The sequence below is a fragment of the Streptomyces sp. NPDC014764 genome, assembly GCF_043082785.1.
Taxonomy (GTDB): domain Bacteria; phylum Actinomycetota; class Actinomycetes; order Streptomycetales; family Streptomycetaceae; genus Streptomyces; species Streptomyces althioticus.
Map to the genome: position 1 here is coordinate 770,950 of NZ_JBIBXY010000001.1, position 25,048 is coordinate 795,997.

Sequence of the window (25,048 nt, forward strand, 5' to 3'; positions counted from 1 at the left end):
GGACGCGACGGACGACGAAGCCGAAGGGGGCCATGACGATGCACGCACGACACCTGCGGGCCCGCCTGAGGGGCTGGGGCGGGGTGGGCGCGATGGCGGCGGCCTGCGCCCTCGCCGTCGTGTTCGCCCTCGCCGTGACCTGCACGGGCTCGGTCGCCTCACAGGCGGGGGCACAGCCGGCGGGCCACCGCACGGCGAAGGCCCTCACCGTCGACGCCGCCCGCGCGGCCGACGACTGCGAGGCCCCCGAGAAACAGACCCTGCCGCCGTCCCGCGCCGACGGTCCCGCCATCACGGCCATCAAGAGCCGCCCGGGCGAGAAGCGCAAACTGGTCGTCGGCGTGGACCAGAACAGCTACCGCTGGGGCTACCGCGACCCGAACAGCGGTGAGAGCGGCCGTCTCGAAGGCTTCGACATCGACCTGGTGCACCGCATCGCCGAGGACATCCTCGGCGACCCCGACGCGGTGCAGTTCAAGGCGATCCCGACCGACCAGCGCATACCGGCGATCCAGGACGGCCGGGTGGACCTGGTGGTCCGCACGATGACGATCAACTGCGCGCGTCTGCAGGACGTGGCGTTCTCCGCGCCGTACTTCAGGACGGGACAGCAGGTGCTGGCGCCGAAGTCCTCCCCGGTCGAGGGCTACGACGAGACCCTCGCGAACCACAAGGTGTGCACGGCGAAGGGCTCGACGGCGTACGCGAAGCTGGAGGAGGACCGCAGGAGCGGCGATCTGCCGGCGTCGACGGACATCTCCACGACCGTGCCGAACCAGCTGGACTGCCTGGTGCGGCTCCAGCTCGGCGAGGTGGACGCGGTCGTCAACGACGGTGCGCTCGCCGCGAGTCAGGCCGCGCAGGATCCGACGGTGGAGCTCAAGGGCGAGGCGTTCACGACCGAGTACTACGGCGTGGCGATGAAGAAGGACGCGGACGACCTGGTCCGCCGGGTCAACCAGATCCTGGTGGACTTCCGGCAGGACACCGCGACCGGCTGGCAGGCGTCCTACCGGAAGTGGCTGTCCGCCACGATGGACGACGACCCGGCCGCGTCGAGGCCCCCGGCCCCGGAGTACCTGCGCCGCAGCTGACCGCACGCCCTGCCCGCCCCGGCCCCCGAGCGAACCGAGCCCGAGAACCGAACCCGAACCGAACCCGAAGCGAACCCCCGAATTCCCCCGCAGCGAGAGGTGATCGATGGCCGACACGGATCCCGCCGGGCCGGTGATGGACCGGGACGAGGTGGACCGTGCGCTGGCGCGGCTCGGCCAGGAGCACGAGGCGATCGAGACCTCGCTCCTCGCCCTGCAGGACCACGCGGGCCGACGACTGCTGGAGGGCGCCCGGCTGACGGGCGTCACCGCCGAGCGGTGGACGTCCACGGAGGCGGCGATCACGCTGCTGTGGACGTACTTCGACGCGTACACGGGCGTGTTGCGCACGGCGCGGGAGATCCGTGCACGGCGCCGCTGGTCCAGCCGCGAGGACCTGGCGGAGCTGACCGAGCTGCTGCGCGGCGAGCCGGTGACCGTGGCGGGGAGCGCCGCCGCGACGGCCAACGCGCCGACGCTGCACGGCGGTCAGGCCGGTCCGCGCGTGCTCGGCGAGCGCTGGTCCCTGTCCGCCCTCGTCGGGCGCATGAACGAGCTGTACGCGTCCTCACTGGACATGGTGGTCGCCGCGGACGCGGTCTGGTCCGCCCTGCCCGCCCGGATCGACCTGCTGTCGGCGGAGCTGCACCGCACGAGCAGACTGGCGCACTCGGTGGGCGTGCGCCCGGGCGAGCATCCGGCGGGCGACGACCTGGAGCGGATCACCCGCACGCTGAAGAAGCTGCGCGAGCGGGTCGTGTCGGACCCGCTGGCATTCTGGAAGCCGGCCGAGGGCAGTTCCGCCCCGGGCGGCGGAAAGCCCGACACCACCGTCTACGACCGTGAGGCCCGCGCCCTGGAGGACGTGCGCCGCGAGATCGACGCGGTGCTGACGGTCCGCCAGGACGCCGAGAAGCGCATCGTCCGCCTCCGCGACGTCCTCTCGCGCGCCGACCGCACGCTCGCCGAGGCGCGGACCGCGCGCGGCGAGGTGCTGGCGAAGATCGCGGCGACGGAGGTGCCGGTGGTCAGCGGCCCGCCGACGGCTCTCCAGGAGCAGCTGTCGACGGCCGCCGAGTACCGCCGGCACGCCCAGTGGCACCGGTTGTCCCCGCTGCTGGAGTCGCTGGAGCAGAAGGCGGAGGACGAACTGCTGCGCGCCCGCGAGTCGCTGACCGCCGTCACGGCGCCGCTCGCGGTGCGCGCGGAGCTGCGCGGACGGCTGGACGCGTACAAGGCGAAGGTGTCCCGGCACGGTCTGGCCGAGGACCCGCTGCTGGTGGAGCGGTACGAGAAGGCGCGCCGCATGCTGTGGAGCGCGCCGTGCGACCTGCGCGCGGCGGAGCAGGCGGTGCTGCGCTACCAGCAGGCGGTGGCGGAGCTGCTGGGCGCCGCGCCCGGGGTGCCGGGGCAGGGGTCAGGGCCGGACGAGCGGAGAGGGCCGGGCACATGAGCGAACCGGGAGAGCAGCGATCCGCGGCGCCCGTCGAGGAGCGGTCCGTCTGCCGGCGCCCCGAGTGCGACGGCACGTACGACGACGTCGGCGGGGGCGAGCTGTACTGCGGCACGTGCGGTCTGGCGCCCGTGGTGTCGCCGACGGGTCTGGTGGCCTCACCCCCGACGGGCATCACGGCGGGCGGGCGCGACTCGCAGGGGGCGCGCTCGGGGAGCGGGGGCACGGGCAGCGGCCGCAGCTCCCGTACGTCCTCGCAGTCGTCGAAGTCCCGCCGCTCCGTCTCCGGGCGGCTGTCCCGCGCCCTGTCCGGCCGGACGGCGGCGGCCCCCTCGGTGTCCGTGCGCAGTTCCGGCTCGGGCGGGCAAAGTTCGGGGCGGGGCCGGCTGGGTGCGGGGCTGGTGCAGGTGCCGCCGATCCCGCGGCCCGATCCGCGGCGGATGGTGCTGGACGACCCGGAGGTGCCGGAGCGCAAGCGGTTCTGCTCGCGCTCGGACTGCGGGGCGCCGGTCGGCCGCGCCCGCAACGGCCGGCCGGGCCGTACGGAGGGCTTCTGCACCAAGTGCGGCCACCCGTACTCGTTCGTGCCGAAGCTGCGTCCCGGCGACGTGGTGCACGGCCAGTACGAGGTCGTCGGCTGTCTGGCGCACGGCGGGCTCGGCTGGATCTACCTGGCCGTGGACCGGGCGGTGGCCGACCGCTGGGTGGTGCTGAAGGGCCTGCTGGACACGGGCGACCAGGACGCGATGGCGGCGGCCATCTCCGAGCGCCGCTTCCTCGCGGAGATCGAGCACGCCAACATCGTGCGGATCTACAACTTCGTCGAGCACCTCGACCAGCGCACCGGCTCCCTCGACGGCTACATCGTCATGGAGTACGTCGGCGGCAAGTCGCTGAAGGAGATCGCCAACGCCCGCCGCACGCCGGAGGGCAGACGCGACCCGCTGCCGGTGGAACAGGCGTGCGCGTACGGCATCGAGGCGCTGGAGGCGCTCGGGCATCTGCACAGCCGCAACCTGCTGTACTGCGACTTCAAGGTCGACAACGCCATCCAGACCGAGGACCAGCTGAAGCTGATCGACATGGGCGCGGTGCGGCGGACGGACGACGACGAGTCGGCCATCTACGGCACGGTCGGCTACCAGGCGCCGGAGGTCGCCGAAGTGGGCCCGTCGGTGGCGTCCGACCTGTACACGGTCGCCCGCACGCTGGCCGTTCTCACCTTCGATTTCCAGGGCTACACCAACGTCTACGCGGACTCGCTGCCGGACCCGGACACCATCGAGGTGTTCCGGCAGTACGAGTCCTTCTACCGGTTGCTCGTACGGGCCACGGACCCGGACCCGGCGCGCCGGTTCGCCTCCGCGCAGGAGATGGCGGAGCAGCTGACGGGCGTGCTGCGGGAGGTCGTCTCGCTCCAGTCGGGGCAGGCCCGCCCGGCGCTGTCGACGCTGTTCGGTCCGGAACTGCGGGTCACGGACGCGGAGTTGTTCCCGCCGCCGGACGGGGACGTGTCCCGGCTGGGCGCCCGCCGCACCCGGACCCGTAAGGGCGCGCCCGTCCCGGCGCCCGCGCTCCCCCCGTCCCCCGCCTCCCTGGTGCGGCCCGTGGACTGCCCCACGGCCGCCCTCGCGCTGCCCGTGCCGCACGTCCAGGCCACCGACCCCAACGCCGGTTTCCTCGCCGGTCTGCTGGCGTCCGCGCCCGGCGAGCTGATCCACGCGCTGGCCGCCGCGCCCGACCCGTCGGCCGAGACCCGGCTGCGCTCGGTACGGGCCCGGCTGGAGACGGGCGAGTGGGCGACCGCCCTGGAGGCGCTGGGCACGCTGGAGGCGGAGGACCCCGACGACTGGCGGGTGGTCTGGTACCGGGGTGTGGCCGCGCTCGTCACCGGCGATCACGAGGGCGCGGCGCTCGCCTTCGACGCGGTCTACGACGCGTTCCCGGGCGAGATCGCGCCGAAGCTGGCGCTGGGGCTGTGCGCGGAGGTGCTGGGGCAGCTGGACAACGCGGCCGAGTACTACCGGCTGGTGTGGTCCACCGACCCGAGCTACGTGAGCGCCGCGTTCGGGCTGGCCCGGGTGCAGCTGGCGGCCGGCGACCGGCACGGCGCCGTGCGGACGCTGGAGTCGGTTGCGGAGTCCTCCATCCACTACACCGCCGCCCGGGTCGCGGCGGTCCGGGCGCGGCTGCGGGGGCGCGCGGCCACCGCGGCCGACGCGCCGTTCCTGGACGACCTGGCCGCCGCCGCGGGGCAGGTCGAGGCCCTGGAGTCGTACGGTCTGGATCCGGCGCGCCGCGAGCTGTTGGCGGCGGAGGTCCTCGGTTGCGGACTGGACTGGGTACTCTCCGGGGGCCAGGGTTCCGCTCCTCCCGCCGGGGGGCGGACGCTGCTCGGCAGCGGCCTGGACGAGCGTGGACTGCGCTTCGGCCTGGAGCGCTCGTACCGCACGCTGGCCCGGCTGGCGCGCAGCGGCGAGGAAAGGATCGACCTGGTGGAACGTGCCAATCGTTACCGCCCCCGGACGTGGGTGTAGTTGATGTCGCAGATGCCCCAGCAGGCCGCGCTGTCGAAATGCCCGAGCTGCGAGGAACCCCTCGAGTCGGGTGATCGTTTCTGCGGCGCATGCGGATACGACTTGTCGGCCGTCCCGGCCCGGCCGTCGGACGACCCGACGATCGCACTGAACGGCACGGTGCCGTCCCAGTCACCCTGGCCCGCCCCCACCCCGGGCCAGGTCCCCCCACGTCCGACCGACCCGCCGCCTCCCGGCCCGCACGCGGCGGCCCCAGGGACCTCGGCACCCGGCACCCCGGCGGCGGACCCTGCCGGACACCCGGCAGCACCCGGAGCACACTTGACCGGACCGCACGCCGGACACCCGGCGTCCGCCGGCCACGCGACGGGCGCGGGCCCTTCGGGAGACGGAGCCGTCCACCAGGCCGTCCCCGGCCCGCACGCCGCGGTCCCGGTCGCCCCCGGGACCGGCGCTCCGGCGTACCCGGCAGCAGCCGACCCGCACCCTGCGGCGCCCGTCGCACGGGCCGCGCCTGCGGGCGACACCACGCCGGAAGACGCTCCCTCCCACCCGGCCGCGGCCGATCCGGCCGCCCTCTCCCCGGGCGCGCCCGCGCAGCAGGGCACCCCCGTGCAGGGACAGCCGGCCGCGTCCGGCACCGGGGTCCGGCTCGACCGGCGGGCGTCCGACGAGGACGGCGGCGGTGGGGACGACTACACCCTTCAGGCGCCCGACCCCCGCGTCGCGCCCGATCCGCACGCCGCCGTATGTGTGGCGTGCCGGGCGGGCCGGGTGGACGACGACGGATACTGCGAGAACTGCGGCCACGCCCAGCCGCGCGAACGGGACCACATGGAACAGGAATGCGGCCCCGTCGCCGCGGTCAGCGACCGCGGTCTGCGGCACCACCGCAACGAGGACGCCTTCGCCGTCGGCACGACCACGCTGCCCGACGGCGCCCCCGTGTCCGTGGCGGTCGTCTGCGACGGCGTCTCCTCGGCCACCCGCCCCGACGAGGCGTCACTCGCCGCCTCCCGCGCGGCGAACGCGTCCCTGCTCGACGCCCTGCCGCGCGGCACGCACCCGCAGCAGGCGATGCACGAGGCGATCCTCGCCGCCTCCGAGGCGGTCAACGCCCTGGTGGGCGAGCAGCCCGCGGAGGCAAGGGAGCACGCCCCGCAGCAGAACGCGCCCGCGTGCACGATCGTCGGCGCCGTGGTGACCGCGGGTCTGCTGGTCGTCGGCTGGGTCGGCGACAGCCGGGCGTACTGGATCCCGGTGGACCGTTCCGCCCCGGCGGCGCGGCTGACCGAGGACGACTCGTGGGCCGCGCAGATGGTCGCCGCGGGCCTGATGGGCGAGGCCGAGGCGTACGCCGACCACCGCGCGCACGCGATCACGGGCTGGCTCGGCGCCGACGCGTACGAACTGGAGCCCCACACCGCGGCGTTCAAGCCGGACCGCCCGGGTGTGGTCGTGGTCTGCACGGACGGCCTGTGGAACTACGCCGAGTCCGCGGACGACATGGCCGAGGCGGTACCCGTCGACGCCGCCGCACACCCCTTGCACGCCGCCCGCGTGCTGGTCGGTCACGCCCTCGACGGCGGCGGCCACGACAACGTAACAGTGGCGCTGGTGCCGTTCCCGGCCGTCCCGCAGGGGGCAGGATCGGCCTGAGGCCGCCCACCGCGCGCCGTACGCGGCACACGCACGCACGCGTGTGCCGCACCCGCGTGCCGCGTACGGCCGGCCTCGCACGGGGAAGCCTCAACGGACCGGAGGGGACCGGTCCGTGAGGACGTCGTCGCCCCGCGCCGTCGGGGCACCGGAGGGGGAGCGAACCAGGCATGGCCATTTTCTCGAAGTCGAACGTGCCGCAGTTCTCGGTGGACGTGTACCAGAACGAGTACCTGCCGGAGGGCGGCCGCGAGGTCAACGCGGTGGTGACGGTCACGGCGACCGGCGGCGGCACCATCGGCAGCGCGGTGGCGGCGCCGCACCTGTACTCGCCCGGCGAGGGCCCGTCGGCGGCGGTGGTGCTGATGGTCGACTGCTCGGGCTCGATGGACTACCCGCCCACGAAGATGCGCAACGCGCGGGACGCCACGGCCGCCGCGATCGACACCCTGCGCGACGGCGTGCACTTCGCGGTGGTCGCCGGCACCCATCTCGCGCGGGAGGTGTACCCGGGCGACGGCCGGCTCGCGGTGGCCGGGCCGGACACCCGGGAACAGGCCAAGCAGGCGCTGCGGAAGCTGAGCGCGGGCGGCGGCACGGCGATCGGGACGTGGCTGCGCCGCGCCGACCGGCTGCTGGCGTCGGCGGACGTGGCGATCCGGCACGGCATCCTGCTCACCGACGGCCGCAACGAGCACGAGTCGCCGGAGGACCTGAAGGCGGCGCTGGACGCCTGCGCCGGCCGGTTCACCTGTGACGCCCGCGGCGTGGGCACCGACTGGGAAGTGAAAGAAGTCACAGGCATCGCCTCTGCCCTGCTCGGCACCGCCGACATCGTCGCCGACCCGGCCGGACTCGCCGCCGACTTCACGCGGATGATGGAGACGGCGATGGGCAAGGAGGTCGCGGACGTCTCGCTGCGTCTGTGGACCCCGGCCGGCGCCACCGTCACGTTCGTCAAGCAGGTCGCGCCGACGGTGGAGGAGCTGACCGGCCGGCGCACCGAGGCGGGCCCCCGCGCGGGCGACTACCCGCTCGGTTCCTGGGGCGACGAGTCCCGTGACTACCACCTCTGCGTGGCGGTTCCGCCCGCCGCCGTGGGCCGGGAGATGCTCGCGGCGCGCGTCTCGCTGGTCATCCCGCACCCCGGGGGCAGCGTGCAGAACCTGGGCGCGCAGGGGCTGGTGCGGGCCGTGTGGACGGACGACCTGGCCGCGTCGACGTCGATCAACCCCCAGGTCGCCCACTACACGGGTCAGGCCGAACTGGCCGAAGTCATCCAAGAGGGGCTGGACCTGCGCAAAGTGGGAGATACGGACGGAGCAACGGCCAAGCTGGGCCGTGCCGTTCAGCTCGCGAACGCCTCCGGCAACGCCGATACTGCGAAACTGCTTGCGAAGGTGGTGGACGTCGTCGACGCCGCGACCGGTACTGTGCGACTGAAGACGAAGGTCGAGGAGGCCGACGAGATGACACTCGAGACACGGTCGACCAAGACTGTTCGTGTAAAGAAATGATCTGCAAGTAAACGAGCCTGACCCCTCGGGGTTGGAGAAACCCGGTCGGAAACGACCGGAAAAGGAGAGGGGGAAGCGCCGACATGCCGACCTGCCCGAACGGACACCAGTCGGGTTCCGACGACTGGTGCGAGGTGTGCGGTCACCGCATGGCGGGTGCCGCGCCTCCACCCCCTCCCCCGCCGCCGGCGCCCGGTGGCGGCTACGGCTTCCCGCCGCCCGGCGGCCCCGGCGGCGCTCCGGGCGGCTACGGCGGCCCCGGCGGTGCTCCGAACGGTCCCGGCGGCCCGGGCGGCTACGGCGGCCCCGGTGCGCAGCCGGAGCTGTGCCCGCAGTGCCGCACGCCGCGTGAGGGCGGTGCGCCGTTCTGCGAGGAGTGCCGGTGGAACTTCCTCACCAACACGGCGACCTCCTACACCCCCGCCGCCCCGCGCCCGCCGGCCCCCGGCCCGGGCGGTCCCGGCGGCCAGGGCGGCCCCGGCGGCCCGTTCGGGCAGCAGCCGCCCCCTCCGTCGTACGGCGGCGGTGACGGGTTCGACTACCAGGGCTCGCGTCCCTCGCAGGTGAACCGGCCCGCCGAGCCGATCCCGCCGGGGCCGCCCGGCTTCGGCGGCGAGCCCTCGCGCCCGGTCCCGCCACCGCCCGGCCCCGGCAACCCGGGCGGCCCCGGCGGACCTAACGGCCCCGGCGCCCCGCAGGCGTTCCACTCCGGCCCCCCGGCGCCTCCCGGCTTCCCGCAGGAGACCGGCCGCCCGCCGCAGGGCGGCGGCCCCTCGTACGGCGGCGGTGACGACGACTGGGTGATTCCCCCGCCGACCGGCGGCCCCGGCGGCGGGCACGGCGGTCCGGGCGGGCACGGCGGTCCGAACGGACCTGGTGGTCCGAACGGCCCCGGCGGGCACGGCGGTTACGGCTACCCGCAGCAGGGCGGCACCCAGGCGCCTCCTGGCCCCGGCGGCTTCCCGCAGCAGCCGCGGCAGCAGCAGGGCCCGGTCACCTGGACGGCGACCATCGGTCCTGACCGTGAGTACTTCATGGCGATGATGCAGCGCTCCGGCCCCGAGGCCGCGGGCCTGAACCTGCCCGCGTACTCGCCCGAGCAGCAGCGCACGCTCACCGGCAACCAGATCACCATCGGCCGCCGCCGGCACTCCACCGGCGACACCCCCGACATCGACCTGTCCACCCCGCCGGAGGACCCGGGCGTCTCGCACCAGCACGCGGTGCTGGTGCAGCAGCCGGACGGCAGCTGGGCGGTCGTCGACCAGAACTCGACGAACGGCACGACGGTCAACGGCTCCGAGGAGCCCATCCAGCCGTTCGTCCCGGTCCCGCTCCAGGACGGCGACCGGGTCCACGTGGGCGCGTGGACGACGATCACCGTCCGCCGGGGCTGAGCACCGCGCGACGGCCGGACGCACCTCGCCGCGAGGCCGTCCGGCCGGGCCCGGCCGCCCCCGCGCAGGGGGCGGTCCTAGGCCTTGAGTCCTATGCCGTGGTGTCTGAGACCATGGACGGCGTGACAGAGATTCGGCGCGGCACGCTTCAGGAGCAGACCTTCTACGAGCAGGTCGGCGGGGAGGAGACCTTCCGCCGGCTCGTCCACCGTTTCTACCAAGGGGTGGCCGAGGACCCGCTGCTGCGGCCCATGTATCCCGAGGAGGACCTGGGCCCGGCGGAGGAGCGCCTCGCGCTGTTCCTCATGCAGTACTGGGGCGGCCCGACCACCTACAGCCAGAACCGGGGCCATCCGCGTCTGCGGATGCGGCACGTCCCGTTCAAGGTGGACCGGGCGGCGCACGACGCGTGGCTCAAGCACATGCGCGACGCCGTGGACGAGCTGGGCCTGTGCGAGGAGCACGAGCAGACCCTGTGGAAGTACCTGACCTACGCGGCCGCCTCCATGATCAATTCCCCGGACTGAAACACCCCCGCCCTGCCGTGGTCACACAGCCGTCACATACCGAACACCCGGCTCCGCATTCCGATCACGATCAGGTCAAAAGCAGTCTCGAACAGGTGCTTCCCGCTCTACCCCTCTGACACGATCCCCGACAGGTCTGGACAACACGGGGGGTAGCGGTGGACGCCGCTGGGGGATCGGCGAGATTCGTGCTCGCGCGCGCTCGGGCGCACCGTCCGCTGCTCGCCGCCGCGCTGCTCACCGTCCTGCTGACCACGGCCGTCCTGGCCACGCTGACCGCCTACTCCACGACGATCGGCGACGCGTCCCTGCGGCACGCGCTGGCGAACCCCCGCGACGCCGCCGGGACCACGCTGCTCGTCAAGGCCGAGTCGCTGCCCGAGGGCGCCCGGCCCGCAGCCGACGCCGCCGTCCGCGGCGCGGCCGAACGTGCCTACGACGGCCTGCCGGTGACGCTGCGCACCCTCGCCCGGTCCGGCCCGTACGGCCTGCCGCCCTCCCTGCGCCCGGCCGACCGGCCCGCCGGGGGCGAGGAGCCCGACCTCACGCACTTCGCGGCGCTCGACCGGACCCAGGTGCGCCTCACCGAGGGCCGCATGCCCTCCGCACGCCCCGCCGGGCCGGAGACCGAGGTCGCCGTCCCCGTCGTCGCCGCCCGTGAGCTGGGCCTGCGGCCGGGCGCCCGGATCACCCTGGACAACAGGATGGAGGGCCCCGCGGCACGGGTGCTCGTCACCGGCCTCTACCGCCCCGCCGACACCTCCGCGCCCTACTGGCAGCTCGACGAACTCGCCGGCCGCGGCATCGTCACCGTCCACTTCACCACCTACGGCCCGCTGCTCACCGACCCCGCCGTGCTGGCCGCGGGGCGGGTGAGCGCGGGGCCCGTGGGCTGGCTGGCGTCGGCCGACTTCTCCGGGATGACCACCGGCCGCATCGACGCGCTGCGCACCGCCATGAAGGAGGGCGTAGCCGCGCTGCCCTCCACCCCGGCCCTGCACGGCTCGGCGACCGCCGCCGGGGACCTGCCCGCCACCCTCGACCGCGTCGAGCGGGCCCTGTTCGTCTCCCGCTCCACACTGCTGGTCGTCGTCCTCCAGCTCGCCCTGCTCGCCGCGTGCGCCCTGCTGCTGGTGGCCCGGCTGCTGACCGCCGACCGCGCGGCGGAGACCCGGCTGCTGCGGGCCCGCGGCGCCTCCCGCTCCCGGGTGGCACGGCTCGCCGCGCTGGAGGCGCTGCTGCTGGCCGTGCCCGCGGCACTGTGCGCGCCGCTGCTGGCGGGCCCGCTCACCCGGCTGCTCGCCGGACGGGGCGCGCTGGCCCGCATCGGGCTCCACCTGGACGCCTCCGTCACGTCGGTCGCCGCGCAGGGCACGGTGTGGCTGGTGTCGGTGAGCGTGGCGCTGGGCTGCGCGCTCGCCGTCACGCTCCCCGCGCTCGCCACCCCGTACGCCCCCGGCCGCGCCAAGCCGCTCCCCGGTCTTGTGCGGGCGGGTGGGGACCTGGGGCTGCTGGCGGTGGCCGGGGTGGCGTACTGGCAGCTGAGCCGCCGCTCGTCCGGGGCCGTCGGCGAGGACCTCGGCGTCGATCCGCTGCTGGTGGCCGCGCCGGCGCTGGCACTGCTCGCCGGCACGGTGCTGACGCTGCGACTGCTGCCCCTGCCCGCCCGGCTCGCCGAACTGCGGGCGGCCCGCAGCAGAGGGCTGTCGGGGGCGCTGGCCGGTTGGCAGCTCGCCCGCCGTCCGATGCGCGGGGCGGGTCCTGTGCTGCTGCTGGTGCTCGCCGTGGCGCTGGGCATGCTCGCGGTCGGCCAGGGCTCCTCGTGGGAGCGTTCGCAGGCCGACCAGGCGGACTTCCGGGCCGGCACGCAGGTGCGCGTGCTGTCCAACGGCACCGAGGGCCCGGGACGCGGCGCCGCCTACGCGGCCGTCCCCGGCGTCCGCTCGGCCACCCCCGCGTCCCGTACGACCGTGTCGCTTTCCGGCGGACGGCAGGCGACGGTGCTGGCGCTGGCCACCGAGGACACCGCCGGCACCCTGCTGATGCGCCCCGACCTGGCGGACGTGCCGGTGCGCACGGCGCTGTCCGGGCTCGCGCCGAAGGGCGCCACGGCGGGCGTGCGCATACCGGCGGGCACCGCGCGGCTGAAGCTGACCGCGTCCCTGCGCGGCGCGGACGCCGCCGCCGACGTGACCGCCACCGTGGAGGACGCGCACGGCACCCCGTACCCGCTCACGTTCGGCGAGCTGCCCCTGGACGGACGGCCGCACGACCTGGTGGTCGATCTGCAGGCCGTCACCGGGGGCCCCGCGGGACCGCTGATCCTGACCGGCTTCCACCTGGGTCTGCCGCAGCCGGTGGGGCCTCCCGAGCGGAGCCGGCTCGCACTCACCGCGCTGACCGCCACGGACACCGCGGGCCGGGACCGCGCGCTGCCGCTGGCGGCCCGCTGGCGGCCGTCGCTCGACGGCGACGGCCCGGACACGGCCGACGACGGTGCCGCTCCGCCGCGGATGGCCGCCGGCGCCCCCGCCACCGTCGACTTCACCGCGACACCACTCCCGCCCGACATGGCCTGGCTGCCCACGGCGGCCCTCTCACTCGACCTGCGCGTCCCGCAGCCGACGGCGCCCGTGGTCGAGGGCGTGGCGACCGACCGGTACCTGGAGTCCGCCGGCGCCCGGGTCGGGCAACGGCTGAGCGTGCAGTTCGGCGGGGGCAGCGTCCCCGTGCGCATCGCCCGCGCGGTGCGGGCGCTGCCCACCACCCCGTCGGACGGGGCGGACGACGACGGCGGTGCCCTGCTGCTCGACCTGGCGTCCGTCAACCGCGCGCTCCAGGCCGCCAAGGGCGAGGCCGTGCTGCCCAACGAGTGGTGGCTCTCCACCGGGCCGGGCGCGTCCTCACAGGTCGCGGCGGCGCTGCGGCAGCGGCCCGACATCGACCCGTCCCGGGTGGTGGTGCGCGACGAGACGGCGGAGCAGTTGCGCGACGACCCGTTCGGCGCCGGCCCCGGCAACGCCTTCACTGCGTCGGCCTTCGCCGCGGCGGCCCTGACGGCGGTCGGGTTCGCGGTGAGCGCGGCCGGGTCGCTGCGGGAGCGGTCCGCCGAGTTCGGGGTGCTCCGCGCCCTTGGCGCCTCCCGGCGACGGCTGGCCCGGGTGGTGCTCGTCGAGCACGCGGTGCTGGTGGGGACGGCGCTCGCGGTGGGCGTGCTGCTCGGAGCGGTGCTGGCCCGCGCGGTGATCCCGCTCGTCATGCTGACCGCCGAGGCCACCCGCCCGCTTCCCGGGGTGCTGGTGGTGCTGCCGCCGCTGCGGGTGGCGGCGCTGCTGGCCGCCGTGGCGGCCGTCCCGCTCGTGATCACGGCCGTCCTGGCCCTGCGCAGGGTCGACGCGGTGTCCTCGCTGCGCGACCGGGGAGGTGAGTGAGGTGACCGAACGGCCCTCCGGACGGCAGCGGGCGGCCGCCTCACGGGTGACCGTGCCCTGGACGCGCACCCGGCTGCGGACCGCGCCGGGCGCAGCGGCGGCGCTCGCGCTGCTGGTGGCGGTGACCGCGTTCCTCGCCGCCGCGCTGCCGCCCGCACTGGACCGGTACGAAGAGGAGGGCATGCGCGGCGCCCTGGAGGCCGCGGGGCCCGCCCGCACCAGCGTCCATGTCCAGACCTCGGACGCCGACATGTATCTGAGCGACGGGCCGTGGGAGGACCTGTTGTCCCAGGAGGCGGTGGAGGGCCCGTTCGCGAAGTTGCTCGCGCTGCCGGGCCGTGCGCTGCCGCTGGACGAGGACCGGTCGTCGGCCGGGGTGCGCACCACCCGGCTCCTGAAGGCCCCGGACCCGTACCTGTCCCAGCCGGACGGCGTCGCCCCGGTGTTCCGCCTCGTCGCCCAGGGCGGCGTCGCCGAGCACTCCCGGCTCGCGCAGGGCCGGCTGCCGAAGGCCCCGGCGCAACCCGGTCCCGGGGTCGCCGCCCTGGAGGCCGCCGTCACCACCGGGACGGCCGAGAAGCTGAACATCCGGGTGGGGTCGGTCGTCCACCTCCCCCGGGCGGAGGGTGACCCGCTCGCCGTGCGCGTCACCGGCCTGGTCGCTCCCCGCGAACCGGACGAGGCCTACTGGTCGGCGCTGCCCGAACTGGGCCGGCCGCACCTCATGGTCACCCAGGGCCCCGTGCCCAGCCAGTACTGGGCCGGCGCCCTGCTGCTGGCGCCGGACGCGGGCCCGGCGCTGCTGGCGACGCCGGGAGCGCCCGCACGGTACTGGACGCTGGCCCCCGACCTCTCGGCCCTCCACGGCCGCGACCTGGAAGCCCTGACGTCGGCCGTCGCCTCCCTGGAGGGCGGGCCGCTGCTGGAGCGGATCACCGCGACCGTCTCACCGAACCTTGACGTGTCCACCGACCTCGACGACGTGCTCGGCGGCTACCGGGGTCTGTGGTCGGCCATCGGTCCTCTCGTCGCGGTCGCCGCCTTCGGCACCGGCACGGTCGCGGTCGTGGTCCTGTGCATGGCGGGCGGGCTGGCCGCCGAGCGGCGCCGCGCCGAACTCACCCTGTTGCGCGCCCGCGGCGCCTCGCTCCGCGGTCTGGCGGGCCGGCTGTTCGCGGAGACCTCCGTGGTCGCCGTGCCCGCCGCCGCCCTCGGTCTGCTGGCCGCCCGGCTCACCGTCGGCACCGGCCGGCCCGCTCAGTCCGCGGTCGCGGCGGGCGCCGTCGCCCTGGTCGCCGCCCTCGCGCTGCCGGTGCGTGCCGTGGCCGTCCACCGTGCGGTGGGGGTGCACACCGGCCGCGAGGACGTGGTCCGGGCCCGTCCGTCCAAGCGGCGCCTGGTCGCCGAGGTGACGCTGCTGGCCGTGGCGGCGGGCGCGGTCCTGACCCTGCGGGCGCGCGGGACGTCCGCCGACGGCGACCCCACGGGCGACGAACTGGTGTCGCTGGCCCCCGTGCTGGTGGCGGTGATCGCCGCCCTGGTGCTGGTGCGCCTGTACCCCCTGCCGCTGCGCGGCCTGGCCCGCCCGGCGCGGGCGATGCGGGGCGTCGTCGGCCCGCTGTCGCTGGCCCGGGCGGGACGCGCCGGCGGCTCCACGGTGCTGCCGCTGCTCGCGCTGCTGACCGCGCTGACCACCGCCGCGTTCGGCGGCTCCGTCCTCACCGGGGTGACCGACGCCCGGGACCGCGCCGCGGTGTTCGCCGTCGGCGCCGACGCCCGCGTCGACAACCTCGCCGAGGGGGCGACGGACGTCGAGGAACGGGTACGGCGCACCCCCGGCGTCGAGGACGTCACCCCCGTGAAGGTCTCCTACACCGCGCTCGCCGGGGACCGGCGGGTGTCGCTGGCCGGGGTCGAACCGGACGCGTACGCGGCGGTGAGCGGCCGCCTGGACGACGGCGCCTTCGACCCGGGAACGTTGAAGGCGGACGGCGAGGACGGTGAGGACGGTGAGGACACGGTTCCCGCCCTGGGGTCCCCCGCGCTGGCGGAGCGGTTCGGCGACGACCCGTTCCCGGTGATCCTGGACGACGGCGACTCGTTCACCGCGCGGGTCGTGGCGGTCCGCACCTGGACGCCGGCGCTCGGCGCGGACGACTTCCTCGTCGTGGACGGCTCCGCCCTGCGCGCCGGCCTCGAACCGCCCACCAGCCTGCTGGTCACCGGCGACGCCCCGGACGCGGCGGCGCTGCGTGAGGCCGCCGGGGACGACGCGCAGGTCCGGCTCCGGTCGGACGTGGTCGCCGCCACCGTCGAGTCGCCCCTGCAGACCGGCGCCGAGCGCGTCTACGCGGCCGCAGTGGCGGCGGGCACCGCCTACGCCGCGCTCGCCCTGCTGCTGACCCTGCTGCGCGCCGCACCGGAACGCGCCGCGCTGCTGGCCCGGCTGCGCACCATGGGCCTCACCCGCGCCCAGGGCAGACGGCTGCTGATCCTGGAGTCGCTGCCGCAGGCGGTGCTCGCCGCGGTGGGCGGCGCCCTCACCGCGTGGGCGGCGATCCGGCTGCTGGCGCCGGGCGTCGACCTGACGACCGTGGCCGTCGCCTCGGGCGCGCCCGCCGCGGGACGTGCCCTGCTGCGCGCCGACCAGCTGTCCCTGCTGGTGCCGGCGCTGGCGGTGGTGGCCCTGACCGTCGGCGTCGCGGCGGCCCAGGCCTGGTGGTCGGGGCGCAGGGGCGCGGTGCGCGAACTCCGGGCGGGTGACGCGCGATGACCCCGCCCGGCTCCGTGTTTCTCCCCGCAGGAGGCTCCCGATGACCTCGGACCCGACCCTCGCCGACCTCACCGAGCGTGTCGCGGCCCGCCGCGACCGGCCCGCGTACGGCCATGACGCGCTCATCACCTGCGACCGTCTGGTCCGCGTGTTCACCGCGGACGGCGTGGAGGTGCAGGCGCTCCAGGGGCTCGACCTGCTGGTGCGGGAGGGCGAGCTGATGGCGCTGGTGGGGTCGTCCGGCAGCGGCAAGTCGACCCTGATGAACATCCTGGCCGGCCTGGACACCCCCACGGCCGGCGCGGCCCGGGTGGCTGGCCGCGACCTGCTGACGATGTCCGCGCGGGAGCGGCTCGCCTACCGCCGTGAGGTCGTCGGCTTCGTGTGGCAGCAGACCTCCCGCAATCTGCTGCCGTATCTGACGTCGGCGCAGAACGTGGCGCTGCCGATGCAGCTCTCCGGCCGTCCCGGCGGACGCTCCCGGTCCGCGCGCCGGGCCCGTGTCGAACGCGCCCTGGAACTGCTGGAGATGCTGGAAGTGGCGGACTGCCGGGACCGGCGCCCGCACGAGATGTCCGGCGGCCAGCAGCAGCGGGTCGCCATCGCGGTGGCCCTGGCGGGCGACCCGGCGGTGCTGCTCGCGGACGAACCGACCGGCGAGCTGGACTCCCACACCGGCGAGCAGATCTTCGCCGCGTTCCGCACGGCCAACGAGCGGCTCGGCACGACCGTCGTGATCGTCACCCACGACCAGGCGGTGGCGAACGAGGTCAGCCGCACGGTCGCCATCCGCGACGGCCGCACCTCGACGGAGGTGCTGCGCCGCAGCGAGGTGGACGAGGCCACCGGTGACGAGAGGGTGGTCGCCCGCGAGTACGCGATGCTGGACCGCGCGGGCCGCCTCCAGCTCCCTGCCGAGTACACCGGCGCACTCGGCATGCGCGACCGTGTGGCCCTGGAACTGGAACCGGACCACATCGCGGTCCGCCCGGACGACAGCGGGCGGGAGGAGCGGTGAGGCGGACGCCGGGCGTCAGCGAACGCTGAGTCCGAGGGCGCCCACGCCCGCCCGCCGCACCGCGACGGACCCGTAGGGCGTCCGCAGCCGCAGCCACGACCCGGACGAGAACAGGGCCTGGTCGTCGCCCCGCAGGAAGCGGAGCGACTGGGCGGCGTGCACGGCGCGCACCGGCAGGCCGGTGTCCGCGACCGTGCGGGACCATATCTCCCGCCCGATGCGGTCGAGTTCGGCGCGCGTGCGCTGCTCCGGCGCCAGCTGCTCGGTGCGGGAGCGGAATTCCGCGACCGAGGCGGCGACGAGCCGACGCAGCCGCTCGGGCTCGGGAAGGCCGGGTTCCGGCTTCCAGCCGCCACGCGGCGGGAGCACCCCGGCCCACGGCGGCCCGGTGACCGCCGCCGGCACGGCCGCGGTGGCGGCGGACTCGTCCACCGACTCCAGCAGCTCACCGGCGGACACGGTCACGTCCAGGGTGACGTCGAGCCCGTTCTCGTACGGCTTGGCCAGCCGCACGGCGCGGATCGCCAGCACCTCGAACGAGGGGGGACGGCCGAAGACCGCGAGCGCCGTGCCGGCCGCCTGGAGGCGGACGGCGGCGCCGCGGTCGTAGTGCAGCAGCCGGGACAGGAAGGCCGCGAGATCCGCGGCCTCCCCCTCGTCGGCGAGGTGGAGGACCGTCATGCGGCGACGGCCTCCTCCTTGTCACCGGCGACGGCGTCGTCCGTGTACTCCCGGAGGAACTCGCGCTCCTCCGCGGTGAGCCGCCGGGGACGCTGTGCCTCGAAGTCGAACGGCACGATCACCGTCGACGCGCGGACGTAGACCAAATCGTCGTCCTTCACCTCGTAGGTGAGGGTGAAGGACGCCGCCCTGATCTCCGTGACCCACAGCTCGATGTCGACCGGGTGGTGCCGGTGCACGAGCTGCCGCTTGTAGTCGATCTCGTGGCGCGCCACCACGGACCCCTGCTTGAAGTCCTTCTCCGGGCGGAACAGGAAGTCGATACGGGCCTCCTCCAGGTAGCGGAGGAACACCACGTTGTTGACGTGGCCGTACGCGTCCATGTCCGCCCAGCGCAGCGGGCAGCGGTAGATGTGCCGCAAGAGATCAGCCCCGGGTCAGCTTCTTGTAGGTGGCACGGTGCGGACGGGCGGCGTCCGGGCCGAGCCGCTCGATCTTGTTCTTCTCGTACGACTCGAAGTTGCCCTCGAACCAGAACCACTTGGAGTCGCCCTCGTAGGCCAGGATGTGCGTGGCCACGCGGTCGAGGAACCACCGGTCGTGGGAGACGACCACGGCACAGCCGGGGAACTCCAGCAGCGCGTTCTCCAGGGAGGAGAGGGTCTCGACGTCGAGGTCGTTGGTCGGCTCGTCGAGGAGCAGCAGGTTGCCGCCCTGCTTGAGCGTGAGCGCGAGGTTGAGGCGGTTGCGCTCACCGCCGGACAGGACACCCGCGGGCTTCTGCTGGTCGGGGCCCTTGAAACCGAACGCGGACACGTAGGCGCGGCTCGGCATCTCGACCTGGCCGACGTTGATGTAGTCCAGGCCGTCGGAGACGACCTCCCACAGCGTCTTCTTGGCCTCGATGTTCTCGCGGCTCTGGTCGACGTAGGAGATCTTGACCGTGTCGCCGACCTTGATCGTGCCGGAGTCGGGCTGCTCGATGCCCTGGATCATCTTGAACAGCGTGGTCTTGCCGGCGCCGTTCGGGCCGATGATGCCCACGATGCCGTTGCGCGGGAGGGTGAAGCTGAGGTCGTCGATGAGCAGCTTGTCGCCGAAGCCCTTGGTGAGGTTGCTGACCTCGACCACGACGTTGCCCAGGCGCGGGCCCGGCGGGATCTGGATCTCCTCGAAGTCCAGCTTCCGCATCTTGTCGGCCTCGGCGGCCATCTCCTCGTAACGGGCCAGACGCGCCTTGGACTTGGCCTGACGCCCCTTGGCGTTGGAGCGCACCCACTCCAGCTCTTCCTTGAGGCGCTTCTGCCGCTTGGCGTCCTTCTGCCCCTCGACCTTGAGGCGGGCGGCCTTGGTCTCGAGGTACTTGGAGTAGTTGCCCTCGTAGCCGTGCAGGCGGCCGCGGTCGACCTCGCAGATCCAGCCGGCGACGTTGTCCAGGAAGTACCGGTCGTGGGTGACGGCCACGACGGTGCCCTCGTACTTGGCAAGGTGCTGCTCCAGCCAGTTCACCGACTCGGCGTCGAGGTGGTTGGTGGGCTCGTCGAGCAGCAGCAGGTCGGGCGCCTCGAGCAGCAGCTTGCACAGCGCGACGCGGCGCTTCTCACCACCGGAGAGGTTGACGACCGGCCAGTCGCCGGGCGGGCAGCCCAGGGCGTCCATGGCCTGCTCGAGCTGCGCGTCGAGGTCCCAGGCGTTGGCGTGGTCCAGCTCCTCCTGCAGCTTGCCCATCTCTTCGAGCAGCGCGTCGGAGTAGTCGGTCGCCATCTGCTCGGCGATCTCGTTGAACCGGTCGAGCTTGCCCTTGACCTCGGCGACACCGTCCTGCACGTTCTCCAGGACCGTCTTCGACTCGTCCAGCGGCGGCTCCTGGAGCAGGATGCCCACGGTGTACCCGGGCGTGAGGAAGGCGTCACCGTTGGACGGCTGCTCGAGGCCCGCCATGATCTTCAGAACGGTCGACTTACCGGCGCCGTTCGGGCCGACGACACCGATCTTCGCCCCTGGCAGGAAGCTCAGGGTGACGTCGTCGAGGATCACCTTGTCGCCGTGCGCTTTGCGCGCCTTGCGCATGGTGTAAATGAACTCAGCCAAGAGAAACCGTCCGGCAACTTGAAATCTGGCAGTGGGCAGATACACCCCATCTTGCCCGACCGCTACCCCTGGGGGGAAACCCGTTCCGCCGGACGCCCCTGACCTGCGGGTTCGCGGCTGCCGGGCGCGGCTCGCCTGTCACTGTCGGTCATCAGCGGTCGGCCCGGGGAGCGCCCCTGAAGTGTGGTGACGTCTGCCGCCGGGACGTCACGGCCGCCTGGCGGGACACACACCGGTCGCGTCGGTCACGGCACCCGACAGCTCCCGTACCGTGCGTGCGCATGACCGACACCGAGATCGAGATCACCGCGGACCTCGTCCGCGACCTGTTGCGGGAACAGCATCCGGACCTGGCGGACCTCGGCATCCGCGAGGTGGCGGGCGGCTGGGGCAACCAGATGTGGCGCCTCGGGGACGAACTGGCGGTGCGCATGCAGCGCATGGACCCCACCCCGGAGCTCCAGCTCAACGAGCGGCGGTGGCTGCCCGTGCTGGCCCCGCGCCTGCCGCTCCCGGTGCCCACCCCGGTGCGGTCCGGCGAACCGTCCGCGCGCTTCCCCAAGCACTGGACCGTGATGACGTGGGTGCCCGGCACTCCGCTCGACCGCTCCTCGATCAGCCGCGGCGACCACGCGGCCGACGCCCTGGCGGGTTTCCTCAGGGCACTCCACGTGCAGGCTCCCGCCGACGCACCCGTCAGCGGTGACCGCGGTGGCCATCCCAAGGAGTGCACGGACGGCTTCGACCGGTTCTTCCACGCCGTCGTCCCCGACGACCTCGCCGACGACGTCCGCGCCGTCTGGGACGACGCCGTCGTGGCGCCCGAGTGGGAGGGGCCGCCCCTGTGGGTGCACGGCGACCTCCATCCGGCCAACGTGGTCGTCTCGGACGGGACGCTCACGGGCGTGGTCGACTTCGGCGACGTCTCCGCCGGCGATCCGGCGTGGGACCTCGCGGCCGCCTGGGTCGTCCTTCCCGCGGGCGCCGCCTCCCGCTTCTTCGACGCGTACGAGCGAGCGGACGCGGGAACGATCCGGCGCGCCCGTGGGCTGGCCGCGATGAAGAGCCTGTTCCTCATGCTGATGGGCAGGAACGGGGACCTGGGTCTTCCCGGAGGCAAGCCGGCGTGGGGACCTGCGGGCCGGGCGGCGCTCGAACGCGTACTGAGGTGGTGACGTGGGCGGGGCGACGGCGGCTGCGCGCTCGGACACCGTCCACAACGCCGCCGACGCCCTGACCGCCGTCCCGCTGGGCATGGCCTCTCTCTCCTCGGCCGGCGCGCGGCCGACCGCCGCCACACCTACGGCTACGGCCGTGCCGAGGATCCCCGACACCCGCCCACTCCTCGGACCGATCGCGCGGCACGGATGCGGCGACCACGCGTGCCACGATCACCCTGACCGTCTCTTCGGCATTTCCGGTAGCGCCCTCCCCCTCGCCACGAGAGGATCACCCCCATGGTTTCGACGGTGGCGAACACGGCGATCGACTGCGCGGACGCGTACCAACTCGCCCTCTTCTGGAGCGAGGTGACCGGGCAGCCGGTCGATCCGGAGGACGGGCCGGCTGACGCCGAAACCGGGATCACGCTGCCCAACGGCACGGCCCTGTTCTTCAACCAGGTGCCGGAGCCGAAGACCACCAAGAACCGGCTCCACCTGTGTCTGCGCCCCGACACCTCACGGGACGCGGAGGTCGAACGGCTGCTGGCGCTGGGCGCCTCCCCGGTCGCCGATCACCGGCGGGCCGACGGATGGGGGTGGGTCGTGCTCGCCGATCCCGAGGGCAACGAGTTCTGCATCCTCCTCGCGGAAGCCGAACGGGCCGCGCTGCCCCCGGTGTCCGCATAGCCTGCACCCCCGCACGAGTGCCCGCATGAGTGCCGCGGCGGAGCGCCCCTTCCTCTTCCTCGACATCGACGGTCCCCTGATCCCGTTCGGATCGGTGCAGCCCTCCCTCACGGAAGCGGCGCCCGGCCACGGCAACCCCCTGCTCGCCCGGCTGGACCCCGGCGTCGGCGCCCGCCTGCTCGCCCTGGGCTGCTCGCTCGTCTGGGCCACGACGTGGATGGAGGAGGCGAACGAGGTCGTCGCCCCGCGCCTCGGGCTGCCGCGGCTGCCCGTGCTGGACCTGCCGGAGGCCGACGAACCGGGCCTTCGCGGCCTGCACTGGAAGACCCGCCCCCTCGTCGAGTGGGCCGGCGGCCGGCCGTTCGTCTGGGTCGACGACGAGATCGGCGCCGTCGACCGTCAGTGGGTCGCCGCCGCCCACCCCGGGCCGGCGCTCCTGCACCGCGTCGACCCGGCCCGGGGTCTCCAGGACTCCGACTTCCGCGCCCTCGGCGACTGGCTCGCCGCCCTCGGCCGCCCGTCGTGAGGCACCGCGGGGCGCGTGCCCCGTGTCCGTCCTCCGTCAGCCGTTGTCGCCGGAGGCGCCCTGCCGTTGGCGGGTGAGGACGAGGCCCGCACCGCCGAGGACGACCAGCGCGATGGCGGTGCCGGTGATCCACGGAGTGACGCTGGACGCGCCGGTCTCGGCGAGGTTGGTGTCCGTGTCCGGGGCGGCGACCGGGGTCGGCGTCGGACCCGAGAGGGTCTGTGTCGTCGTCCCCACCTCGGCGGCCCGCGTACGGCAGTCGAGCATCCCGGTGAAGCGCTGCTGGAAGCCGTCCGGCCCCTCGACGGTGAAGTCGTACGGCTGGTCCTCGTTCAGCGGGACCGTCACCGTGTGGGAGCTGCCGGCCTCCACCGTGTACTCGGCGCCCGCCAGCTTGAAGGGGAACGCGGCGTCGCCCTGGTTGGCGACCGTGACGTCCACCGCGCCCGCGGCGCAGTTCTCGCGGGCCGACACGGCGGGTATCGCGCCCTCCGCGGCCCAGCTGGCGCTCGCCGTCGCGGAGACGGTCGACTCGCTGGACCCGGCCAGGATCTGCGTCTGGCTCCGGCTCTCGGAGACGAGGGCACGGCCGACCGGCACGCTCGTCGCCGCCTGCACGGTCAGCTGGGCGGTGCCCGTCTCCGCGCCCTCCGGGACCTCGACGTACAGCTTGCTGCCGTTGCCGGCGGTGGTGACGGGCTCGCCCTTGGCGTCCACGACGCGTATGCCGGAGGTGGCCGCGTCCGCGGGCGGGGAGACCGTGACGCTGCGCGCGTCGGTGCGGACGGTGACCGGTCCGAGCCGCTCGCCCGGACGGCCGGCGACGACCGGCGGGTCCAGGGTCAGCGACGCCCGCGGCTCCGCCACCTTCCGCGCCTTCTTCTCCAGGTAGTCGGCGAGCTGCTCGGCCTGCGGGTCGAGCGCGTCGACGTCCACGCCGTCGGAGTAGCGCCATATCGCCACCTGGGTGCCGGCCGCGGCGTCCTGCTCGGTGAGCTGGCCCCGGACGCCCGCCTTCTTCGCGAGCGCCGCCAGGTCGTTCACCTGCGGGTAGGAGTGCTCGAGGATCCAGAGGATGCGGCCGGCGTCCTTGTTGGTGCCGAGCGAGGTGCCGCTCCAGGCGGTCTCGTGGTACTTGGCGTCCTGCTGGGTGGGGGTGTGGATGTCGACGCAGTAGGTGTGCAGCATGCCGCCGCCCTCGACGGACATCTCGAACAGACCCGCCGACACCTGCGTGTCACCGGCGGCCCCGTGGATGACGGCCCCGCCGTACGTCTTGAGTCCGTCGATCGTCGCGGCTGCTCCGTTGTGCCGGGGCATCGTCCCGGGGTCGCCCGCGGAGGCCGTACCGGCGCCGGCGAGCACGGTGGCGGCGACGATCCCCGACACCAGCGTCCCCGCCATGAGGCGGGCCGACCCACGTCCGCGCAGACGCCGCGCGGAGAACGAAACAGACACCGATTTCCCTTCCGAGCAGGACCCGTGACGTGGGGGGCGGTCCCACCAGCAGAATCTCCGGCCCCGAGAACCCCCGGAGCCATGCCCGGCATCCTAAGGAGCCCTCGGACAGCGCTTGCCGGTGATCGCGTCGGAGCGATGATCCGAATCGGAATCGTTATCGCCGGGACACGGCTGAACAGGGCTTATCGACAAATCCCCGCAGGACGGTTCGGCATCGATCAGCCGATAAGCCTCGGTTCGGACGGCCACCGTGACGGCTCCCGTCACCGCTGATTTCACGTCACCATGGCTTCTTTCGGCCGGAGTTCACCTGTCGCCTCATCGTTGTCGGCGTCCGGCGCCCTGCCCGTCGCCGACCCGTCGGCCGGCGGTGACGGTGCCGGATCCGTCTCCCAGGCGGGTTCCGGGCGGTCCGACGACGGGTTCGACTCCGGGCGCGGGGCGCGGCGGAAGGCGGTCGTGCCGCGGGTGAGGTCGTGCCCGACGGAGACCGCGTCGATGTCCGCCGACATCCAGTCGGGCTGGCCCTCCCGCGTCTCCGTACGCACCTTCAGCCGTCCCTGCACGATGACCGGTTCACCCACCGACAGGGATGCCGCCGCGTTGGTGGCCAGCTGGCGGTTGGCCCACACCGTGAAGAAGTTGGTGTGTCCGTCGGCCCAGTTGTTCTTCTCCCGGTCCCAGTAGCGCGCGGTGACCGCGATCCGGAACCTCGCGGAGGGTCCGGAGACCGTCTCCCGGTACACGGGCCGCGTCGCCACGTTGCCCACCACGCACACCATCGTCTCGTTCATCGCGTTTCCCTCCCTGGCCCGGACCCCGCCGGCTCCCTCACCGGCGCCGGGCGGATACGCGTACGGGTCCGTCCCGTACGGCTGCCGTCTGGCGCGGTGGCCTCGGAGCACCTCGCGCTCCGTGGTCACCTCGCAGTCAGACTGCCTCCGCCGGGCCGGACCCGCCGAGCCGTGTGGACCGCTCCCACCCTGTGGAAAACTCCGCCACCCGGAAGAGTGGCGTGACGTCCTCGCAGCGG

Annotated in this window: 18 protein-coding genes and 1 pseudogene; 14 read left to right on the top strand and 5 right to left on the bottom strand. The window is 74.3% G+C overall.

All coding sequences use genetic code 11. From position 1 onward, the window contains the following. The first annotated feature begins 38 nt into the window (after window positions 1-38). The 10 genes from ACF1AG_RS03500 to ACF1AG_RS03545 all read left to right on the top strand — a co-directional run bounded on the left by ACF1AG_RS03500 (window position 39) and on the right by ACF1AG_RS03545 (window position 17,406). Window positions 39-1,094 (top strand): glutamate ABC transporter substrate-binding protein, encoded by a 1,056-nt coding sequence (locus ACF1AG_RS03500; RefSeq protein WP_359604129.1) that lies wholly within the window; start codon window positions 39-41, stop codon window positions 1,092-1,094. Window positions 1,095-1,200: 106 nt separating this feature from the next. Next, window positions 1,201-2,547 carry a hypothetical protein gene (locus tag ACF1AG_RS03505; RefSeq protein WP_359604127.1) on the top strand — a complete coding sequence of 449 codons (1,347 nt, stop codon included), beginning with the start codon at window positions 1,201-1,203 and terminating at the stop codon, window positions 2,545-2,547. Further along, window positions 2,544-5,084: a tetratricopeptide repeat protein gene (locus ACF1AG_RS03510; protein ID WP_359604125.1), complete on the top strand. Its 2,541-nt coding sequence runs from the start codon at window positions 2,544-2,546 to the stop codon at window positions 5,082-5,084. The genes ACF1AG_RS03505 and ACF1AG_RS03510 overlap by 4 nt, the downstream gene beginning before the upstream one ends. Continuing rightward, the gene (locus ACF1AG_RS03515; protein ID WP_391809261.1) at window positions 5,085-6,743 is read left to right on the top strand and encodes a protein phosphatase 2C domain-containing protein; all 1,659 of its coding nucleotides are present in this window, start codon (window positions 5,085-5,087) and stop codon (window positions 6,741-6,743) included. Window positions 6,744-6,913: 170 nt separating this feature from the next. After that, window positions 6,914-8,260: a VWA domain-containing protein gene (locus ACF1AG_RS03520; RefSeq protein ID WP_359604121.1), complete on the top strand. Its 1,347-nt coding sequence runs from the start codon at window positions 6,914-6,916 to the stop codon at window positions 8,258-8,260. Between the two features lie 83 nt (window positions 8,261-8,343). After that, window positions 8,344-9,657 carry an FHA domain-containing protein gene (locus ACF1AG_RS03525; RefSeq protein WP_387794465.1) on the top strand — a complete coding sequence of 438 codons (1,314 nt, stop codon included), beginning with the start codon at window positions 8,344-8,346 and terminating at the stop codon, window positions 9,655-9,657. Between the two features lie 113 nt (window positions 9,658-9,770). Then, window positions 9,771-10,184 carry a globin gene (locus tag ACF1AG_RS03530; protein WP_391809328.1) on the top strand — a complete coding sequence of 138 codons (414 nt, stop codon included), beginning with the start codon at window positions 9,771-9,773 and terminating at the stop codon, window positions 10,182-10,184. A 188-nt stretch (window positions 10,185-10,372) separates the two neighbouring features. Continuing rightward, window positions 10,373-13,615: an ABC transporter permease gene (locus tag ACF1AG_RS03535; RefSeq protein ID WP_359604603.1), complete on the top strand. Its 3,243-nt coding sequence runs from the start codon at window positions 10,373-10,375 to the stop codon at window positions 13,613-13,615. A 1-nt stretch (window position 13,616) separates the two neighbouring features. Beyond that, window positions 13,617-16,388, top strand: coding sequence for an ABC transporter permease (locus ACF1AG_RS03540; protein ID WP_391809262.1), 2,772 nt, complete (start codon window positions 13,617-13,619; stop codon window positions 16,386-16,388). A 40-nt stretch (window positions 16,389-16,428) separates the two neighbouring features. Continuing rightward, window positions 16,429-17,406, top strand: a complete 978-nt coding sequence (locus ACF1AG_RS03545; RefSeq protein WP_359604607.1) for an ABC transporter ATP-binding protein — start codon at window positions 16,429-16,431, stop codon at window positions 17,404-17,406. 15 nt (window positions 17,407-17,421) lie between these two features. Here the strand turns inward: ACF1AG_RS03545 and ACF1AG_RS03550 are convergent, their stop codons facing one another. Genes ACF1AG_RS03550 through ettA form a run of 3 tightly spaced genes read right to left on the bottom strand, consistent with a single transcriptional unit; the run spans window position 17,422 to window position 20,178 of the window. Beyond that, the gene (locus tag ACF1AG_RS03550) at window positions 17,422-18,087 is read right to left on the bottom strand and encodes a hypothetical protein (protein WP_359604609.1); all 666 of its coding nucleotides are present in this window, start codon (window positions 18,085-18,087) and stop codon (window positions 17,422-17,424) included. Further along, window positions 18,084-18,509: a thioesterase family protein gene (locus tag ACF1AG_RS03555; protein ID WP_359577686.1), complete on the bottom strand. Its 426-nt coding sequence runs from the start codon at window positions 18,507-18,509 to the stop codon at window positions 18,084-18,086. Before ACF1AG_RS03555 ends, ACF1AG_RS03550 begins: the two co-directional genes overlap by 4 nt. A 4-nt stretch (window positions 18,510-18,513) precedes the next feature. After that, entirely contained in the window at window positions 18,514-20,178 is a 1,665-nt protein-coding gene (gene ettA / locus ACF1AG_RS03560) for an energy-dependent translational throttle protein EttA (protein ID WP_359604611.1), read from the bottom strand. A 281-nt stretch (window positions 20,179-20,459) separates the two neighbouring features. Here ettA and ACF1AG_RS03565 point away from each other — a divergent pair, with 281 nt between their 5' ends. The 4 genes and pseudogenes from ACF1AG_RS03565 to ACF1AG_RS03580 all read left to right on the top strand — a co-directional run bounded on the left by ACF1AG_RS03565 (window position 20,460) and on the right by ACF1AG_RS03580 (window position 22,554). Beyond that, entirely contained in the window at window positions 20,460-21,353 is an 894-nt protein-coding gene (locus tag ACF1AG_RS03565; RefSeq protein WP_359604613.1) for an aminoglycoside phosphotransferase family protein, read from the top strand. Window positions 21,354-21,378: 25 nt separating this feature from the next. Beyond that, window positions 21,379-21,503 (top strand): annotated as a pseudogene (locus tag ACF1AG_RS03570) (cation transporter); the annotation flags it as partial. 132 nt (window positions 21,504-21,635) lie between these two features. Then, window positions 21,636-22,028, top strand: coding sequence for a VOC family protein (locus ACF1AG_RS03575; RefSeq protein WP_359604615.1), 393 nt, complete (start codon window positions 21,636-21,638; stop codon window positions 22,026-22,028). A gap of 25 nt (window positions 22,029-22,053) precedes the next feature. Further along, complete coding sequence (locus ACF1AG_RS03580; RefSeq protein WP_359604617.1) at window positions 22,054-22,554, top strand: HAD domain-containing protein; 501 nt, start codon at window positions 22,054-22,056, stop codon at window positions 22,552-22,554. Between the two features lie 36 nt (window positions 22,555-22,590). Here ACF1AG_RS03580 and ACF1AG_RS03585 read toward each other — a convergent pair whose 3' ends face one another. Both ACF1AG_RS03585 and ACF1AG_RS03590 read right to left on the bottom strand, forming a co-directional pair. Further along, window positions 22,591-24,012: a Cys-Gln thioester bond-forming surface protein gene (locus tag ACF1AG_RS03585; RefSeq protein ID WP_359604619.1), complete on the bottom strand. Its 1,422-nt coding sequence runs from the start codon at window positions 24,010-24,012 to the stop codon at window positions 22,591-22,593. A 278-nt stretch (window positions 24,013-24,290) separates the two neighbouring features. After that, the gene (locus ACF1AG_RS03590; protein ID WP_359604621.1) at window positions 24,291-24,809 is read right to left on the bottom strand and encodes a single-stranded DNA-binding protein; all 519 of its coding nucleotides are present in this window, start codon (window positions 24,807-24,809) and stop codon (window positions 24,291-24,293) included. Window positions 24,810-25,048 lie beyond the last annotated feature (239 nt).

Coding starts and splice junctions, on each gene's coding strand:
- ACF1AG_RS03590 (WP_359604621.1), bottom strand. CDS start 24,809: ATGAACGAGACGATGGTGTGCGTGGTGGGCAACGTGGCGACGCGGCCC.
- ACF1AG_RS03530 (WP_391809328.1), top strand. CDS start 9,771: ATGGACGGCGTGACAGAGATTCGGCGCGGCACGCTTCAGGAGCAGACC.
- ACF1AG_RS03500 (WP_359604129.1), top strand. CDS start 39: ATGCACGCACGACACCTGCGGGCCCGCCTGAGGGGCTGGGGCGGGGTG.
- ACF1AG_RS03565 (WP_359604613.1), top strand. CDS start 20,460: ATGACCGACACCGAGATCGAGATCACCGCGGACCTCGTCCGCGACCTG.
- ACF1AG_RS03510 (WP_359604125.1), top strand. CDS start 2,544: ATGAGCGAACCGGGAGAGCAGCGATCCGCGGCGCCCGTCGAGGAGCGG.
- ACF1AG_RS03520 (WP_359604121.1), top strand. CDS start 6,914: ATGGCCATTTTCTCGAAGTCGAACGTGCCGCAGTTCTCGGTGGACGTG.
- ACF1AG_RS03545 (WP_359604607.1), top strand. CDS start 16,429: ATGACCTCGGACCCGACCCTCGCCGACCTCACCGAGCGTGTCGCGGCC.
- ACF1AG_RS03580 (WP_359604617.1), top strand. CDS start 22,054: ATGAGTGCCGCGGCGGAGCGCCCCTTCCTCTTCCTCGACATCGACGGT.
- ACF1AG_RS03525 (WP_387794465.1), top strand. CDS start 8,344: ATGCCGACCTGCCCGAACGGACACCAGTCGGGTTCCGACGACTGGTGC.
- ACF1AG_RS03550 (WP_359604609.1), bottom strand. CDS start 18,087: ATGACGGTCCTCCACCTCGCCGACGAGGGGGAGGCCGCGGATCTCGCG.
- ACF1AG_RS03505 (WP_359604127.1), top strand. CDS start 1,201: ATGGCCGACACGGATCCCGCCGGGCCGGTGATGGACCGGGACGAGGTG.
- ACF1AG_RS03575 (WP_359604615.1), top strand. CDS start 21,636: ATGGTTTCGACGGTGGCGAACACGGCGATCGACTGCGCGGACGCGTAC.